The sequence below is a fragment of the Achromobacter pulmonis genome (assembly GCF_902859765.1).
GTDB lineage: Bacteria > Pseudomonadota > Gammaproteobacteria > Burkholderiales > Burkholderiaceae_B > Achromobacter > Achromobacter pulmonis.
The window spans coordinates 1-16,448 of sequence record NZ_CADIJV010000014.1 but is presented as its reverse complement, the minus strand read 5'-3'; the positions used below and the strand labels follow the sequence as shown (position 1 = coordinate 16,448).

Annotated in this window: 15 protein-coding genes and 1 pseudogene; 13 read left to right on the top strand and 3 right to left on the bottom strand. The window is 67.8% G+C overall.

The window, feature by feature from the left end:
• The first annotated feature begins 11 nt into the window (after positions 1-11).
• The 9 genes from HV701_RS13570 (at position 12) to cyoD (ending at position 7,759) form a co-directional block, all read left to right on the top strand.
• Complete coding sequence (locus tag HV701_RS13570; protein ID WP_175133545.1) at positions 12-449, top strand: DUF2946 family protein; 438 nt, start codon at positions 12-14, stop codon at positions 447-449.
• A gap of 59 nt (positions 450-508) precedes the next feature.
• Complete coding sequence (locus HV701_RS13565; RefSeq protein ID WP_175133544.1) at positions 509-1,126, top strand: SCO family protein; 618 nt, start codon at positions 509-511, stop codon at positions 1,124-1,126.
• Between the two features lie 28 nt (positions 1,127-1,154).
• On the top strand, positions 1,155-1,643 hold the full coding sequence (locus tag HV701_RS13560) for a copper chaperone PCu(A)C (RefSeq protein WP_175133543.1): 489 nt from the start codon (positions 1,155-1,157) through the stop codon (positions 1,641-1,643).
• Between the two features lie 243 nt (positions 1,644-1,886).
• The gene (locus HV701_RS13555) at positions 1,887-3,089 is read left to right on the top strand and encodes an ATP-binding protein (RefSeq protein WP_175133542.1); all 1,203 of its coding nucleotides are present in this window, start codon (positions 1,887-1,889) and stop codon (positions 3,087-3,089) included.
• A gap of 1 nt (position 3,090) precedes the next feature.
• Entirely contained in the window at positions 3,091-3,645 is a 555-nt protein-coding gene (locus tag HV701_RS13550) for a response regulator transcription factor (RefSeq protein ID WP_419761601.1), read from the top strand.
• A gap of 258 nt (positions 3,646-3,903) precedes the next feature.
• Complete coding sequence (gene cyoA, locus HV701_RS13545) at positions 3,904-4,815, top strand: ubiquinol oxidase subunit II (protein WP_175133541.1); 912 nt, start codon at positions 3,904-3,906, stop codon at positions 4,813-4,815.
• Positions 4,815-6,791 (top strand): cytochrome o ubiquinol oxidase subunit I, encoded by a 1,977-nt coding sequence (gene cyoB, locus HV701_RS13540; RefSeq protein WP_175133540.1) that lies wholly within the window; start codon positions 4,815-4,817, stop codon positions 6,789-6,791. The genes cyoA and cyoB overlap by 1 nt, the downstream gene beginning before the upstream one ends.
• 3 nt (positions 6,792-6,794) lie before the next feature.
• The gene (gene cyoC / locus HV701_RS13535; RefSeq protein ID WP_175133539.1) at positions 6,795-7,409 is read left to right on the top strand and encodes a cytochrome o ubiquinol oxidase subunit III; all 615 of its coding nucleotides are present in this window, start codon (positions 6,795-6,797) and stop codon (positions 7,407-7,409) included.
• Positions 7,409-7,759, top strand: coding sequence for a cytochrome o ubiquinol oxidase subunit IV (cyoD, locus tag HV701_RS13530; protein ID WP_175133538.1), 351 nt, complete (start codon positions 7,409-7,411; stop codon positions 7,757-7,759). The genes cyoC and cyoD overlap by 1 nt, the downstream gene beginning before the upstream one ends.
• A 176-nt stretch (positions 7,760-7,935) precedes the next feature.
• Here the strand turns inward: cyoD and HV701_RS13525 are convergent, their stop codons facing one another.
• Positions 7,936-10,452, bottom strand: a complete 2,517-nt coding sequence (locus tag HV701_RS13525; RefSeq protein ID WP_254595175.1) for an ankyrin repeat domain-containing protein — start codon at positions 10,450-10,452, stop codon at positions 7,936-7,938.
• A gap of 162 nt (positions 10,453-10,614) precedes the next feature.
• On the opposite strand from HV701_RS13525, the gene HV701_RS13520 reads away from it, so the two are divergent.
• A complete protein-coding gene (locus HV701_RS13520) occupies positions 10,615-11,217 on the top strand; it encodes a nitrogen fixation protein NifQ (RefSeq protein ID WP_175133537.1) in 603 nt (200 codons plus the stop codon).
• Positions 11,218-11,236: 19 nt separating this feature from the next.
• Here the strand turns inward: HV701_RS13520 and HV701_RS13515 are convergent.
• Positions 11,237-13,292: pseudogene (locus HV701_RS13515) on the bottom strand (TonB-dependent receptor domain-containing protein).
• 175 nt (positions 13,293-13,467) lie between these two features.
• Here HV701_RS13515 and HV701_RS13510 point away from each other — a divergent pair.
• From HV701_RS13510 to HV701_RS13500, 3 genes are all read left to right on the top strand, one after another.
• On the top strand, positions 13,468-13,686 hold the full coding sequence (locus HV701_RS13510; RefSeq protein WP_175133536.1) for a SlyX family protein: 219 nt from the start codon (positions 13,468-13,470) through the stop codon (positions 13,684-13,686).
• Positions 13,687-14,039: 353 nt separating this feature from the next.
• Positions 14,040-14,399 (top strand): DUF4148 domain-containing protein, encoded by a 360-nt coding sequence (locus HV701_RS13505; RefSeq protein ID WP_175133535.1) that lies wholly within the window; start codon positions 14,040-14,042, stop codon positions 14,397-14,399.
• Between the two features lie 195 nt (positions 14,400-14,594).
• The gene (locus HV701_RS13500) at positions 14,595-14,969 is read left to right on the top strand and encodes a hypothetical protein (RefSeq protein ID WP_175133534.1); all 375 of its coding nucleotides are present in this window, start codon (positions 14,595-14,597) and stop codon (positions 14,967-14,969) included.
• 98 nt (positions 14,970-15,067) lie between these two features.
• Here HV701_RS13500 and HV701_RS13495 read toward each other — a convergent pair.
• A partial coding sequence (locus tag HV701_RS13495; RefSeq protein WP_254595174.1) for a phosphate acyltransferase occupies positions 15,068-16,448 on the bottom strand: 1,381 nt, incomplete at its 5' end.

The following is a 16,448-nucleotide window of genomic DNA, read 5'->3' as shown; positions in this document are numbered from 1 at the left end:
ACAATCGCGCCATGTCCGCCCCGATCCGACCTCCGCGAACCCGCAACGCCCTGAGCGTGCGCGTCGTGCTGTGGCTGGCGTTCCTGGCGGTATTGCTGCGCGCCGCGGTGCCGCAGGGGTACATGCCCGACGCCCGCGCGCTGCACGATGGCCGGATCGAAGTCACCTTCTGCTCGGCCGCCGGCGACCTGTCCTCGCTGCAGCTGGCGCTGTCACCCGCGGGCAGGCACGACGCGGGGTCCGGCTCCCACTCCGGCGCCGATACCGGCGCGCAGTGCCCGTTCGGGCTGCTGGCGCACCTCACGCCCGCCCCCGCCTCGTTCCTGGCGCCGCTGGCGCTCGCCGCTGCCGGGCCCGCGCTCCTGCTCGCGCCGGTCCCGCTCGCGCTGCCCGTGCAGCCGGCCCAAGGGCCGCCACTGGGATCGCGCGCCCCGCCTCGCGCCGCCTGACCCCGCCCTCCCGCGCGGCGCCGCCGCGCCTGTGCGAACCGTCAAGCAACGAGGTTTCAATGCATGCTCTTCCCATGCGCGCCCCCCTGGGCGCGCCGCCGGCGCCCGACCGTCATCGGCGCCGCCTGCTGTCGGCCCTGGCCCTGCTGCCCCTGGCCGGCTGCGGCCCCGACGCCCCCAAGATCAACGGCATGGATCTGTCCAGCATGCCCACCGGCGATTTCCAGCTGCGCGATACCGACGGCCATCCGCGCCAACTGGCCGACTATCGCGGCAAGACCGTGATGCTGTTCTTCGGCTTCACCCAATGCCCCGACATCTGCCCCACCGCGCTGACCCGCGCGCTGGAAATCAAAAGCCTGCTCGGGGCCGACGCCGCCAAGTTGCAGGTGCTGTTCATCACCGTGGACCCGGAACGCGACACGCCGGACATCCTGCGCGCCTACATGCAGGCCTTCGACCCCGCGTTCGTGGGCCTGCGCGGCGACGCCGAGCAGACCCGCGCGGCCGCGCAATCCTTCAAGGTGTTCTACCAGAAGGTGCCGACCGGCTCGTCCTACACCATGGATCACACCGCGCTGACCTACGTCATCGACGCCCAGGGCAAGCTGCGCCTGGCCCTGCGACACCAGCAGAGCGCCGAGGAATGCGCCGCCGACCTGCGCACCGTGCTCTGATCCCCCGCCAACTCCAAAGGAATTTCCAATGACCATGACCACCACCTTCAAGTCCCTTGCCTGCGCCTTCTCCCTGGGCGCCCTGATGCTGGCCAGCGCGCCCGCCTCGGCGCAGGACGCCACCCTCAAGGTCGAGGACGCCTGGGTCCGCGCCACGGTGCCCAACCAACATGCCACCGGCGTCTTCATGCGCCTGACCTCGTCGACCGCGAGCCGTCTGGTCGGCGTCGAATCCGCCGCCGCCAAGCATGCCGAGGTGCACGAAATGGCGATGCAGGACAACGTCATGAAGATGCGCCAGGTGCCCGCCATCGACCTGCCGGCCGGCAAGCCGGTGGAACTCAAGCCGGGCGGCTACCACGTCATGCTGATCGACCTGGCGAAACAGATCTCCGTGGGCGACCCGGTGACCCTGACGCTGCTGGTGCAGGACGCCGATGGCAAGCAGCGGCGCGTGCCGGTGACGGCCGAGGCCCGCCCGCTGGCCGCCGCTCCCGCCGCCGGCCACAAACACTGAGATCCCCGCACGGAAACCGCGCCGCCGCCCGGGCCCTGGCGGCGTGTCCGGCATTTGATAATAGGGACGCACCGCAGCCTGCGGCCCGTCCTGATTCCTCATACAATGCCTGCACACATCCGCCGCCGGCGGCCTCCCGGGGCCCGGCGGCAGTGCGGCGCCCCACGCCGCCCTGGATGCCAGCGTTCCGCGCAGCCGGGCGCCCGATCCGCCGGCGATAGACCGGCAACCCTGTGTCTGGATATGCCCGGTAGTTCCGCCTTCTCCTTCCTGCGTACCCTCTGCAGCCTGCGCTGGCTCGCCATCGCGGGCCAGGCTGCCACCATCCTGGTGGCCAGCGCCGTGCTCGGCCTGGCCCTGCCGCTCGAACCGCTATGGATCGGCGTGGGCGTGCTGATCGGCTTCAACGTCTACGCCAGCCTGCGCCTGCGCCACAGCCGCGACCTGTCGCCCGCCACCGCCTTCGGCCACCTGCTGGTGGACATGGCGGTGCTGGCCTGGATGGTGGGCTGGAGCGGCGGCCTGAGCAATCCGTTCGGCATGATGTTCCTGATCCTCACCGCCCTGGCGGCGCTGGCGCTGCCGCGCAACTGGGCGCTGGCGGCGGCGCTGGCGGGCATCTCCGGCTATTTCGCCGCCGCCATCTTCGGCCAGCCGCTGCGCGGCGACCTCAACACCCATACGCTGCTGTTGTGGGGCCTGGGCGCCAACTTCCTGATCTCCGTGGTGGTGGTGCTGGTGTTCAGCACCCGCCTGGCGGCGGACCTGCGGGCGCGCGAACGCGAGCTGGCGCGGCTGCGCGAACGCTTCACCCGCAACGAGGGCATCGTCGCGCTGGCCACCCACGCCGCGGCCATGGCGCACGAACTGAACACCCCGCTGGCCACCATGACCCTGCTGGCCGACGAGATCGCCGCCGAGGTCAAGGAACCCGAACTCAAGCAGGACGTCGCCACCCTCAGCCAACTGCTGGCCCTGTGCCGGGAACGTATCCGCAATCTGGCGGTCCCAACCGCCGTGGACCTGGTGCGCGTGGTGGGGCAGTGGCGCCTGATCCGCCCGACCATCGACCTGCGGCGATCGGGCACACTGCCGGCCAGCCTGCGGGTCGATCCGGCCATCGCCCACCTGCTGCAGGCCCTGCTGAACAACGCGGCCGACGCCGGCGAGGCCGCCAGCGAGCCGCGCGTCGACCTGCACCTGGAATACGGCTATGGCGCCCTGCGCGGGGAAGTGCGCGACTACGGCCACGGCTTCGACCCCGACCACACGCTGCTGCCGGCCACCAGCCTGTTCAACAGCGGCAAGCCCGGCGGGCTGGGCGTCGGCCTGGCCCTGTCGCACGCCACCGTCGAGCAGATGGGCGGTGAAATGACCATGACGGCCGCCGATGGCGGCGGCACCCGCATCCGCTTTTATTTACCTCTCGGTAGCTCCGGGACCTGATATGTTGAATCCCACCGACCTTGGCCTGCTGATCGACGACGACGAGCTCTACGTGCGCACCCTGCAGCGCAGCCTGTCGCGCCGCGGCCTGGAAACCCGCACCGCCACCAGCATCGCCGAGGCGCTGCGCGTGGCCGAAGAAATCCGCCCCGCCTTCGCGCTGGTCGACCTGCGCCTGGGCGAAGACTCCGGCCTGACCCTGATCCGCCCCCTGCGCGCCCTGCGCGCCGACATGCGCATCCTGCTGGTCACCGGCTACGCCAGCGTGGCCACCGCGGTCGAAGCCATCAAGCGCGGCGCCGACGACTACCTGCCCAAGCCCGCCACCGCGCCCATGATCCTGCGCACCCTGGGCCTGGTGAAGCCGGAATCCGTTACCATCGAGAGCACCATGACGCCCTTGCACCGCCTGGAATGGGAGCACATCCACCAGGCCCTGCACGAGACCGGCGGCAACGTCTCGGCCGCCGCCCGCCTGCTGGGCATGCACCGGCGCTCCCTGCAGCGCAAGCTGGCCAAAAAACCGGGGCCGGAACGCGAGGTCCTGGTCGACTGATTGGCGCGGACGCCACACATCGCAACAATCTCTTTTTGTGCAGGTGCGACATATCGTCGCACCCACTTCCTCTCCACAACGCCCGCTCCCGCCTGGGAAAACCCTAGACCGGCCGCATTGAGGGCAAAAGCCCACAGGGCAATGCGACCATTCGTCGCACGCTTGACCCAGGTCAAACCGATAGGATGGACGTTGCTGCCTAGCAGCATTCCAGTCTGCTGCTCCGCAGCATTTCCCACCTTCCATCCAAGGCTGTACGTGAAACACCCCCTCCTTGCGACCCTTACGCGCATTTTTGGCGTCGGCGCGGTCATGCTGCTTGGCGGCTGCAACATGGAAATCCTCTCCCCCAAGGGAGATATTGGCGCTCAGGAAAAGACCCTGCTGTTCACGGCAACCGGTCTGATGCTCCTGGTGGTGATCCCGGTCATCATCATGGTCCTGACGTTTGCCTGGAAATACCGCGCATCCAATACCAAAGCCGACTACCAGCCCAAGTGGGCCCACTCCACGGCGATCGAAGTCGTGGTCTGGACCATCCCGTGTGTCATCGTGGCGATCCTGGCCGTGATCACCTGGCGCTCCACCCACGCGCTCGATCCCTACAAGCCGCTCGTCTCCGAGCACAAGCCGGTCACCATCGAAGTGGTGTCGCTGGATTGGAAGTGGCTGTTCATCTACCCCGAGTACGACATCGCCACGGTCAACGAGATCGCGTTCCCGGTCGACGTCCCGGTCAATTTCCGGATCACCTCGGCCTCGGTCATGAACTCGTTCTTCATTCCCCAGCTGGGTAGCCAGATCTACTCGATGGCCGGCATGGAGACCAAGCTGCACCTGAACGCGCGCGAACCCGGCACCTACGCCGGCATCTCGGCCAACTACAGCGGCGCCGGCTTCTCCGGCATGCGCTTCAAGGCCATCGCCACGTCCCAGGAAGGCTTCGACAACTGGGTCAAGCAAGCCAAGGCTTCCGGCACCGCGCTGACCCCGGCCGTGTACCAGGAACTGACCAAGCGCAGCGAACACAACCCGGTCGCCAGGTACGCCTCGGTGCCGCCGTCCATGTTCGACTACATCCTGGGCAGCACCATGTCCAAGATGGCCGGCGTCGAAGACGCCACGTGCACCCCCACGTCGAATAATCTTGTTGCAGGATTGACTCAATAATGCTCGGGAAACTTACCCTCGAGGCCATTCCGTACCATGAACCCATCGTCATGGTTACGCTGGCCGCCGTGTGCCTGGGAGGCCTAGCGGTCTTCGGCGCCATCACCTACTTCCGCAAGTGGAAGTATCTCTGGACCGAATGGCTGACCTCGGTCGACCACAAGCGCATCGGCGTGATGTACATCATCGTCGCGCTGATCATGCTGCTGCGCGGCTTCGCCGACGCCATCATGATGCGCACCCAGTTGGCCGTGGCATCGGCCGACTCCGCCGGCTTCCTGCCGCCGCACCACTACGACCAGATCTTCACCGCCCACGGCGTCATCATGATCTTCTTCATGGCGATGCCTTTCATCACCGGGCTGATGAACATCGTGGTGCCGCTGCAGATCGGCGCCCGCGACGTGGCCTACCCGTTCCTGAACTCGCTGAGCTTCTGGCTGTTCGGCGCCGGCGTCGCGCTGATGATGATCTCGCTGTTCGTCGGTGAATTCGCCGCGACCGGCTGGCTCGCCTATCCGCCGCTGTCCGGGCTCGATTACAGCCCAAGTGTCGGGGTGGACTACTACATCTGGGCGCTGCAGATCTCCGGGCTGGGAACAACCCTCAGCGGCATCAACTTCATCGTGACCATCCTGCGCATGCGCGCGCCGGGCATGAGCCTGATGAAGATGCCGATCTTCACCTGGACCTCGCTGGTCACCAACGTCCTGATCGTGGCCGCCTTCCCGGTGCTGGCCGCCACGCTGGCGCTGCTGACGATGGACCGCTACCTGGGCACGCACTTCTTCACGAACGACATGGGCGGCAACGTCATGATGTACGTGAACCTGATCTGGATCTGGGGCCACCCCGAGGTCTACATCCTGGTGCTGCCGGCCTTCGGCGTGTACTCCGAAGTGGTCGCCACGTTCGCCCGCAAGACCTTGTTCGGCTACAAGTCCATGGTCTACGCCACGGCCGCCATTGGCGTGCTGTCGTTCCTGGTCTGGCTGCACCACTTCTTCACCATGGGCGCGGGGGCCAACGTCAACGCGTTCTTCGGCATCGCCACAATGATCATCTCGATCCCGACGGGCGCGAAGATCTTCAACTGGCTGTTCACCATCTACCGCGGCCGCCTGCGCATCACCACGCCGGTGCTGTGGACGCTGGGCTTCATGCTGGTGTTCGTCATCGGCGGCATGACCGGCGTGATGCTGGCCATCCCCGGCGTGTCGTTCGTGCTGCACAACAGCCTGTTCCTGATCGCCCACTTCCATAACACCATCATCGGTGGCGTGGTGTTCGGGTGTATCGCCGGCATGACCTACTGGTTCCCCAAGGCTTTCGGCTTCAAGCTGAACGAACGCCTGGGCCGCTACTCGTTCTACTGCTGGTTCGTCGGCTTCTTCCTGGCCTTCATGCCCCTGTACATCCTGGGCTTCAAGGGCATGACGCGTCGCCTGAACCACTACGACAACCCCGAATGGCAGCCCTACCTGCTGGTGGCGCTGGCCGGTGCCGCGCTGATCATGCTGGGCATCTGGTTCCTGCTGCAGCAAGTGTTCGTGTCGGTGCGCCAGCGCAAGCAGAACCTGGACATCACGGGCGACCCCTGGGATGGCCGTACCCTGGAATGGTCGATCGCCTCGCCCGCGCCTTTCTACAACTTCGCCCATGTTCCTCACGTCGATGAACTGGACCAGTTCTGGGAAGACAAGCAGAACGGCAAGGCCTACAAGCGCCCGGCCAAGTACGAAGACATCCACATGCCGAAGAACACCGCCGCCGGCGTCTTCATCGGCGCGTTCGGCCTGGTCATGTGCTTTGCCCTGATCTGGCACATCTGGTGGCTGGCGATTGTCGGTTTCGTCGGCATGATCGGTTCGTTCATCGTCCGCGCCTATGACCGCGACGTCGACTACTGGGTCCCGGCCGCGGAAGTCGAACGCATCGAAAACGCCCATTTTGAAAAAATGCAGAAGGCCGCCTGAGCCATGATTCAAGCCGTAGCCACTCACCCCCACGCGGGTCACGACGATCACGCGCACCATGACGATGGATCCAAGACCGTTTTCGGTTTCTGGGTCTACCTCATGAGCGACTTGCTGATCTTTTCGGTGCTGTTCGCGACGTTCGCGGTGTTGTCCAACGCCACCGCGGGCGGTCCCACCGGCAAGGAACTGTTCGACCTGAAGTTCGTGCTGGTCGAAACCCTGTTGCTGCTGTTCTCGAGCTTCACCTTCGGCATGGCCAACCTGAACGTCCACGCCAACAACAAGAGCCGCGCAATCGGCTGGTTGATGGTCACGTTCCTGTTCGGCGCGGGCTTCATCGCGATGGAAGTCTATGAATTCCATCACCTGATCACCGAAGGCGCCGGCCCCGGCCGCAGCGCCTACCTGTCGGCGTTCTTCACGCTGATCGGCACGCACGGCCTGCACGTGACGTTCGGCCTGATCTGGATCGTCGTCATGATCGACATGGTCCGCCGCCATGGCCTGGACTCGGTCAACAAGCGCCGCCTGGCGTGCCTGAGCCTGTTCTGGCACTTCCTGGACATCGTCTGGATCTGCGTCTTCACCTTCGTCTATCTTCTGGGAGCCCTCTGATGTCGCACTCCGCTGCGGCCGCCCACGGCCACGACGATCACGCCGCCGACCACGGCACCGTGAAGTCCTACATCATCGGTTTCGTGCTTTCGCTCCTGCTCACCTTCGGCTCGTTCGGCCTGGTGATGAGCGGCGCGCTGTCCCACACCATCACCATCGCCGGTGTGGTGGCGCTGTGCGTGCTCCAGCTGCTGGTGCAGCTGGTGTACTTCCTGCACATGGGCGCTTCGAAATCGGCCCGTGACAACCTGGCCACGTTCGTCTTCACCGTGATGATCATCGCCATCATCGTCGGGGGTTCGGCCTGGGTGCTGTACAACATGAACGTCAACATGGGCCACGCCATGTAAGACCCGTCATTCCATGACGACAGACAGGCGCCGAGAGGCGCCTGTTTTTTTGGCATATTCTCAAGCGCAAGGGCGAAGATCCCTTCGCCCGCCGCGACGCCCGCGTCTATTCTGCGCTGAGCCTGCCCCTGTCGGCGGGCGCGGCGCGGGCCAGTTGGCCAGGCACGGCCTGAGCCTCAGCCCGGCGCCTTCACCGCCAGCGTCACGCCGGCGCGCTGCGCCAGGTCGCGCGCGCTGACCCCGACGAACGGCTTCACCCGCGCCCCCTGCGCCAGGTCGCAGGCCGGCGCCTTGGCCGCGCCATCCAGCACCTGCTGCAAAGCGCGCGCGGCGGACGGCCCGAGCGGGCCGTTGTCGCTCAGGCACCAGGCCAGCATGTCCGCCACCGCCATGCCGCAGCGCGCGGGCGTGGCATACAGGCCGCCGTCGTGCGCCAACAGCATGCGCGCCTTGGCGTCGTTGCCCAGCCGCAGCATGATGACCAGCGGCAGGGCATCGGCATCCACCACGCCACGCAGCCGCGTGCCGCGATCGCTGCGATCCGACGGGTTCGCGCCCGCCAGCAGCCACGCCTGGTAAAGATCGTCGGGCAACCAGGGCAGCGACAGCGGCGCGATCTGGTCAGTTGATTCGCCGGTGGCGTTGCCGGAATACGCCAGCGGCACGCCCGCCGCCAGCAGGCGCTCGGCGGTGGCGCGCAGGCGCGCCCGCAGATCGTCCCACTGCGCCCCCTTGGCCTGCGCATCGGCGCGGTTCTCGACCTCGTTCCATTGCCGCAGCAGGCTCGACAGTGCCGCCGTCGTCAACGGCGCGCGCGGCTTGCCGGCGGCGGCCTGCGCCAACCGGTCCACCAGTTCCGGCGACATCTGCCGCGCCGCCAGGCTCAAGGCTTCGTCCAGCCCGGCGCGCTGCTGCCCCGCCTTCGGCCCATAGCCGCCCACGGCCGGATCGGCGCCCCTGGCCAGCGCGAACGCCACGCGCTCAAACACCTGCGGCTTGGGCTCGCCGCCGGGCGATTCACGCAGCGCTTCCAGCAGCGGTGTTTCCCACATGGCCTGGCGGCCGTAGTACATGCGGATATAGGCGGCATTGATGTCCGCGCCCTTGGCCAGCAGTTTTTCCGCGAACCAGAATTTCGACGGACTGCTCATGGCCGCGTGCAGCACCGAGCGGCCATTCTTCTCGCGGCCATTCGGATCGGCGCCCTTGGCCAGCAGGTAGTCGAGCGTGTCCCTATCCTCGGCGTAGTACGAGACACGCCGCAGCAGCAGCGGCGTGCCATTGGCGTCGAGCGCCTCCAGCGAGGCGCCCGCGGCGATCAGCGTGTCGGCCAGCGCATAGCGCTCGGCGGCCGGACGGGTGTCGCGCGCCTGCGGCAGCGCCGAGGCCAGCAGCGGCGCGCCGCGATTGGGGCCATCGACCTTGGCGCCGGCGGCCAGCAGCGCCCGCACCATCTCGAGTTGCCGGTTGTGGGTGGCAATGCTCAATGCCGACACGCCGTACTCGTTGACGCCATTCGGGTCCTGGCCCTGCGCCAGTTCGGCGCGCACGGCGTTCAGGTCGCCAGCGCGGATCGCCTCGAAAATCACCAACCGCGGCCGGCACGCCGCCGCATCGAGCGCCTTGACGCCCAACGCCGCGCCGATGCGCGCGGCCACGTTCGCCGGGATCGCCTCGCCGGCCGCCAGCCTGCGCGAGCAATATCGGCGATAGTCTTCCTGGGCCCGCGTTGCGTGCACATCGCGCTGCTCGCGCTGGCGGTCGCGCAGTTTGATGCGCGCGTCGGCGCGGTTCAAGTAGGCCGGCGTGCGTGCCGGATCGCGGCGCAGCACCTCGTCCAGCACCCGCTCGGCCTCGACCGCCTCGCCCGCCTCGGCCAGCCAGAAGCCATAGTCGTTCAGGGCCGTCAGCATCTCGGCGTCCTTGTTCTGCGGATCGATCTCGCGGTAGTCGTGCTCCAGCACGAAGCGGCGCAGCGCGGCGAAGGCCCGGTTGAAGTCGGCCGCCCGGGCGCGCGGGATGGCGCGCACCGCCTGATGCAGCTTGCGGAAGGCCGCGGTCGTCTCGACCGGCGGCCGCGTCTCGAAACGCACATCGGCGGGAAAAGCCGGCAGGCGCCAGGGAAACCCCGCCAGCGCCGGTTTGAGCGTGGCCAGCGCCCGGGCGCGGCGCGCCTCGTCCCAAGGCTGCTCGGCCGTCGCCACCACCCGGGTGGCATCGGCGCGCACCGTCACCACGGCGCCACTCTCGTCCACCAGGAAGCCGTGGGCCTGCCGGCCATCGGCATCGGGATAGGTGTAGGTCACCCAATAGAACCCCAGCCCGTCGCGCGGCGCCGACACGCTGACATCCTCCTCGCGCGCCGGGTTCCAGGCGGCCGGATCGATCACCAGTGGCCGCGAACGGAATGCCAGTTCGGACGGCGTGCCAGCGCCACCCTGGCGCAGGTAGTGGTACAGGTACAGCCGGTTCTCCACCTGCCCCACCAGCACGGCATCCCTGACATTTTCGGTGCCCCAGACGCGGCGCTCCGGCTCGCGCAACGGGTAGCGGCCCAGCCGCGTGGCCTCGATGAAGGCGCCGATGTCGTGCGCCGCCGCGGGCGGCGGCGCGGACAGGGCGAACAGGCCGGCCAGCGCCAGCGCAACGGCGCCGAGATGGCGGGGAACCGCAAGAGGGGCAAGACGGGGCATCGCATGAACCTGTGGTGGGAAGCCCGCCGATGATACCGCCCCCATTTGTCCGCCGCCCTGCCCGGCCCGGCCGCCTTGACCGATCGCAGACAGGGGTATCCTCCTTCGTTATATATTGCGGCATATAACGATTCCTTAGAACCTTGCTTGCCGCGAACCGCCATGGATGCCGTCCTGACCGCCGCCCCGCTCGCCCGGGACATCGATGCCCTGACCGATAGCCTGCTGGAGCAGGCCGCGCCCGACCATCCCGACGCCCGCTTTTTCGCCACGGTGATCGGCAAGAGCCTGGCGCACCGCGATCTGGCCCGCACCGGCCTGTCTCCCGCCGAGCTGGTCGAGGTGCTGGCCAACCTGTTCCCTGGCGCGCCGGCCGGCGCCGGCCTGCGGGCGCAACTGCCGGCCTACGCCGCGCGCGGCCTGGCCAGCCCGCAACCGGATTTCACGCGGCGGCTGCGCGTGCTGCTCGACGCCTGCAGCGGCCAGGCCATGACGACCGCCTGGGTCACCAGCGTGCTGGCGCACGCCTGCCTGCGGCCGGACCACCTGTGGCGCGACCTCGGCCTGAGCGGGCGCGAGGACGTCACCGCGCTGCTGACCCGCCACTACCCCGGCCTGGTGGCGCGCAACAGCCGCAACCTGCGCTGGAAGCAATTCCTGGCGTATTCCGCTTTCGAGCATGCCGGCCTGCCGCCGCAGGCCGCGCCGGGTTGCGGCGCCTGCGAGGACCACGCCTTCTGCTATGGGGATCAGCGCGAACGCTGAATGGGCCCGGACGTCCGGCTCAGTACCGGTAGGTCACCCCCAGCCCCCCCACCCAGGCCACGCCCCGGGGCCGGTTCGTAATAGCGGCCATTGCTCTCGTTGACAATGACCGAACCGGCGTAACGCCGGTCGAACAGATTGTCGACGCGGGCATAGGCATTCACCTCCCAGTTGCCCAGGCGCTTCACATAGCCGGCCGACAGCGCCGCCACCACATAGGCAGGCGCGGCGGCGTCGTTGGCATCGTTGGCGTACAGACGGCCGAGATAGCGAGCCTCGATGCCGGCCTGCCACCCTTGCGGCGGGGCCCAGGCCAGCGCGGCGTAGGCCGACTGGCGCGCGATGCCCGGGATACGGCTGCCGGCGCGGATCGCGCCGCCGCCCTCATCGCGGTAGCGCGCATCCAGCCAGGTATACGCCAGTTGCGCTCGCCCGTGCCTGGCGAAACCGGCCGACCAGCCCAGCTCCACGCCATCGCGCCGGGTGCGCCCGGCGTTGCGGAACGTGGCGCGCCCGCCCGTGCTGCCGGCCGCCACGATCTCGTCGCGCGTCGACACCCGGAACACGGCGGCGCTCAGTTGCCCGCCCGCCAGGTCCGTCTTCAGGCCCGCCTCGGCGTTGTCGCTGAGCGCGGGCGCCAGGCCGAAGTTCAGGCCGGGCTGTCCGCCCGGCCGGTACGACAGCTCGTTGAACGTGGGGGTTTCGAAACCGCGGCCATAAGACACATACAGGCTGGTGCGCGTGTCGGGCTGGTAACGTAGCGCGGCCACCGGCAGGGCGCGACGGTAGCGGGCGTCGCCGCTGTCATCGCCGTTGCCAGGCACGATGTAATGATCGCGCGAACGGAACGCGACCGTGCTGTAGCGCAGGCCCGCGTCCAGTGTCCAGCGCGGCGCCACGCGCCACGAGGCCTGCAGGTAGGGATCGGCGTTGGAGACCGTATTGGTCTCGTCGCGCCGCAGCGTCCCTTGCACGCCGAGCTGGCGGGTGGCGCCGTCGTCCGTGTAATTCTGGTAGCCCTTGCGGTTCTCGCGCAGCGTGTCGTAGGCAAAGCCGCCGACCAGGATCAAGGGCCGGTCCGCCGGCCCCAGTTCCGCGGTCCAGCGCAGGTCCGCGCCGCCATAGCGCCGGCGCAGGTCGATGACGCCGCCCGACTGGGTCGGGGCCGCCTGCGCCGCGGGTGGGATGGCCTGGAACTGCGTGGTGTCACGCTGGCCGTAGTAGACCATCAGGCGCAGCGTGTTGGCGCCGTCGATGTGGCGCTCGTAGACCAGCCCCCCCTGGGTCTGGCGCACGGTCTTGCGGGTGTCGTACTGCGCCGCCAGGCCGGCGCTGCGCGGCGCGTCCTGGAACTGTGCGTAGGTCAGGCCGAGCGGGTCCTGGGCTCTCAGGTCCACGCGGTTGGCCACGATCGTCAGCCGGCTGGCATCGTCCAGTTGCACGCCCAGCTTGGCGTTGCCCAGGTTCTTGCGCGCGGCGCTGTGGTCGCGGTAGCCGTCGGTGGTCATGCGCGACAGGTCCAGCACGTAGTCCATGTCGCCGGACGTGCCGGAAGCCTTGGCGCCATAGCGCCAGGTGTGGCCGCTGCCAGCCCAGGCCGAGGCGCCGATTGCCGAGGGCACGGCGCCGTCTTCGGTATAAGCCAGGATCACGCCGCCCGAGGAATTGCCGTACAGCGCCGAGAACGGCCCGCGCAGCACCTCCACCCGATCGAGCGAGCCGATGTCGATGTTCGAAGTCTGGCCCTGCCCGTCGGGCATGGTCGCCGGGATGCCGTCCACGTATAGCCGCACCCCGCGCACGCCGAAGGTGGAGCGCGCGCCGAATCCCCGGCTGGATATCTGCAGGTCCTGCGCGTAGTTCTGGCGGTTCTGGATTTGCAAGCCGGGGACGCCGGCCAGGCCTTCGGACAAGTTGATCCCCGGCTGGCCACGGCGCATTCCCGCGCCGTCGACGATATCGACCGAGGCCGGCGTCTCGAGCAGCGGCACGCCGATACGGGTACCGCTCACCACCACCGGCGCCAGCGCCTGCGGCGCCGCGGATTGCGCCAACGCCGTCACCGCCGGCGCCATGCCCAGCAGGCCATGCAGAAAGGGGCGGGCCAGGGCGCCGCGCCAGTATCGCTCCCGCGTCAATCGAATTCCCCGATATGCCACCGTGCCCCGCAGCCTCGCACAGGACGTCGGCAATGTCGATACGGCCCGGCGCGCGGGGAATGGACGCAGGACAATGGGTTCTAATAGCGTCATGGAAAATTCGCAAGACATCGAACGCCGGTTGCTGGACCTGGAGGTCAAGGCCAGTTTCGCCGACGACCTGCTGGAACAGTTGAACCAGATCATCGTGCGCCAACAGCAGCAGATCGACCGCCTGCAGCGCGAGCTTGCCGACCTGCGCCAGCAGCAGGCGCCCGAGGGCGGCGCGCAGTGGCGCAGCCTGCGCGACGAGCTGCCGCCGCACTACTGAACCGCCCCCCCAACAGGGGCAGGGTCCTGGCGCGATTCGCGCCGACGCGTCTGGCGGGCCTGGGCCTGCCGGCGACGGCGCGCCTGACCCAGGCCATGGGCGCCTCGCGGGCGGGGGGACGCATGCCTTGCCGCCCGCATGCCGAGCCATCACGCAACGGCTATTAATTCCATAGATTGAATCTAATTCCAGCTTCCTGCGAATTCTTTCCATTCATGGAAAAATCTTTTACCGATATCAGGGTTTATCCGTATCTCGATTGCGCGCAGTATTGAGCCATCGGGAAACAACAACGAACCACGACGGACAAGCCGCCGGATTCGCTCCCCGGCTTCTGAAATCGGAGATTCACCATGAAAAAGACCCTTGCCTCTGCCCTGTTGATGTCCCTGGCCGCCTTGAGCGCCGGCGCCTACGCCGGGCAGGACGTCGAACCGAACGACATGCCCTTCCAGGGCGTCTACGGCACCCCCTATGAAGGCCCGACCCGCGCCCAGGTGCAGGCCGACCTGGCCACCGCCAAGATCGCCGGCCAGGTCTCGAACGTCGAGCCCAACGACATGCCCTTCCAGGGCGTTTATGGCGCCCCCCAATCCGGCCTGACGCGCACCCAAGTGCGGGCCGACCTGGCCGCCGCCAAGGCCGCCGGCCAAGTCTCGGGTGTCGAACCCGACGACACGCCATTCGCCGGCGTGTATCTCAGCGCCAACTGAGCGCCCGCCGCACGGATTTACCCCTCCCCTTGTTGTACCTTGGCCGCCCTCCGGGCGGCCTTTTTTGTGCCCGCGCAAACACGCCGGCGCATGTCGCGGGGCGGTCGAGACAAGAAGCGCGGGCTTCGCGTACCATCGGTACCTGACCATCAAAAGGCTGCGCGCGCAGCCCTGACAACAACGAGGGACCCCGCAATGAAAACCATCCGACTCATCGCATTCGCACTCGCCGCCGGCGCCGCTTCCGGACCGGTCCTGGCGGCTCCCGCCGTGATGCTGAACAACGCCCTCATCACGCAGATTTCCAAGGCCGACAAGCCCGCGTTCCACCAGGCCGTCGCGGAAGCGCTGAACAACACTGCCGATGGCCGCAGCGTCAACTGGTCGAGCACGCCCAAGCGCAAGGCCGCGCCGATCACCGCCAAGATCACACCGCTGCAGACCAGCACGGCGGGCGATCGCACCTGTCGCCTGCTGGAAGGCGATTTCGCCCGCACCAGCACCACCGAAACCTGGAAGTTCTGGTTCTGCAAGCAATCCGACGGCACCTGGAAGGCCAGCGCCAACTGAGTCGCCTGCCGGCCTGGTCAGCCCCATGAAAAAACGCCCGCGTCATCATGCGATGACGCGGGCGTTTTGCCTTGCGGCCGCGCGGGACCGCGCGCCGATCAGCCTTCGATGCGGTTGGCGTCCAGCACCGTCATGGCCGTCATGTTGATGATGCGGCGCACGGTCGAGCTGGAAGTCAGGATGTGCACCGGCGCATTGGCGCCCAGCAGGATCGGGCCCACCGCCACGTTGCCGCCGGCGGCCGTCTTGAGCAGGTTGTAGGCGATGTTGCCGGCGTCCACGTTCGGGCACACCAACAAGTTGGCCTCGCCCTTGAGCGTCGAGGACGGCAGGATGCGCAGGCGCAGCGCCTCGTCCAGCGCGCAATCGCCGTGCATCTCGCCGTCGATCTCCAGGTCAGGTGCAGCCTCGCGCACCAGCTCCAGCGCGCGACGCATCTTGGCGCCCGATGCCGAACTGCCCGAACCGAAGTTCGAGCGCGACAGCAGCGCCACCTTGGGCGCCAGGAACATGCGGCCCATTTCGCGCGCGGCAGCGATGGTGAACTCGGCGATCTGCTCGGCCGTGGGCTCATCGTTGACGTGCGTGTCCACCAGCACCACGGTGCGCTCGTTGAGCAGCAGGATGTTCATCGCGGCATAGACGTTGGCGCCAGGACGGCGGCCGATCACTTCGTCGATGAAGCGCAGGTGGTCGTGGTAAGCGCCGACCGTGCCGCAGACCATGCCGTCGGCATCGCCCAGATGCACCATCATCGCGCCGATCAGGGTCAGGCGGCGGCGCATTTCCACGCGCGCCATTTCCTTGGTGATGCCGCGGCGGCACATCAGCTCCCAGTACGTGGTCCAGTACTGGTGGAAGCGTTCGTCGTATTCGGGGTTGGTGACCTCGACGTCCTCGCCCAGGCGCAGGCGCAGGCCGAATTTCTCGATGCGCGACAGCAGCACCGCAGGGCGGCCCACCAGGATAGGGCGCGCCAGGCCTTCATCCACCACCACCTGCACCGCGCGCAGCACGCGTTCGTCTTCGCCCTCGGTGAAGACGATGCGCGATTTGCCGCCGCCGCGCACGATGCGCTTGGCGGCCGAGAACAGCGGCTTCATGAAGGCGCCGGAGTGGTACACGAACTGCTGCAGTTGCTCTTCGTAGGCTTCCAGGTCGGCCAGCGGACGCGTGGCCACGCCGCCCTCCATGGCGGCCTTGGCCACCGCCGGCGCGATGCGCACGATCAGGCGCGGATCGAACGGCTTGGGAATCAGGTAGTCGGGGCCGAACGAGATGTCGTAGGTGCCATAGGCCGCGGCCACCACTTCGTTCTGTTCTTCCTCGGCCAACTCGGCGATGGCGTAGACCGCCGCCTTTTCCATGTCGCGCGTGATGGTCGTGGCGCCCACGTCCAGCGCGCCGCGGAAGATGTACGGAAAGCACAGCACGTTGTTGACCTGGTTCGGGTAGTCCGAACGGCCAGTCGCCATCACC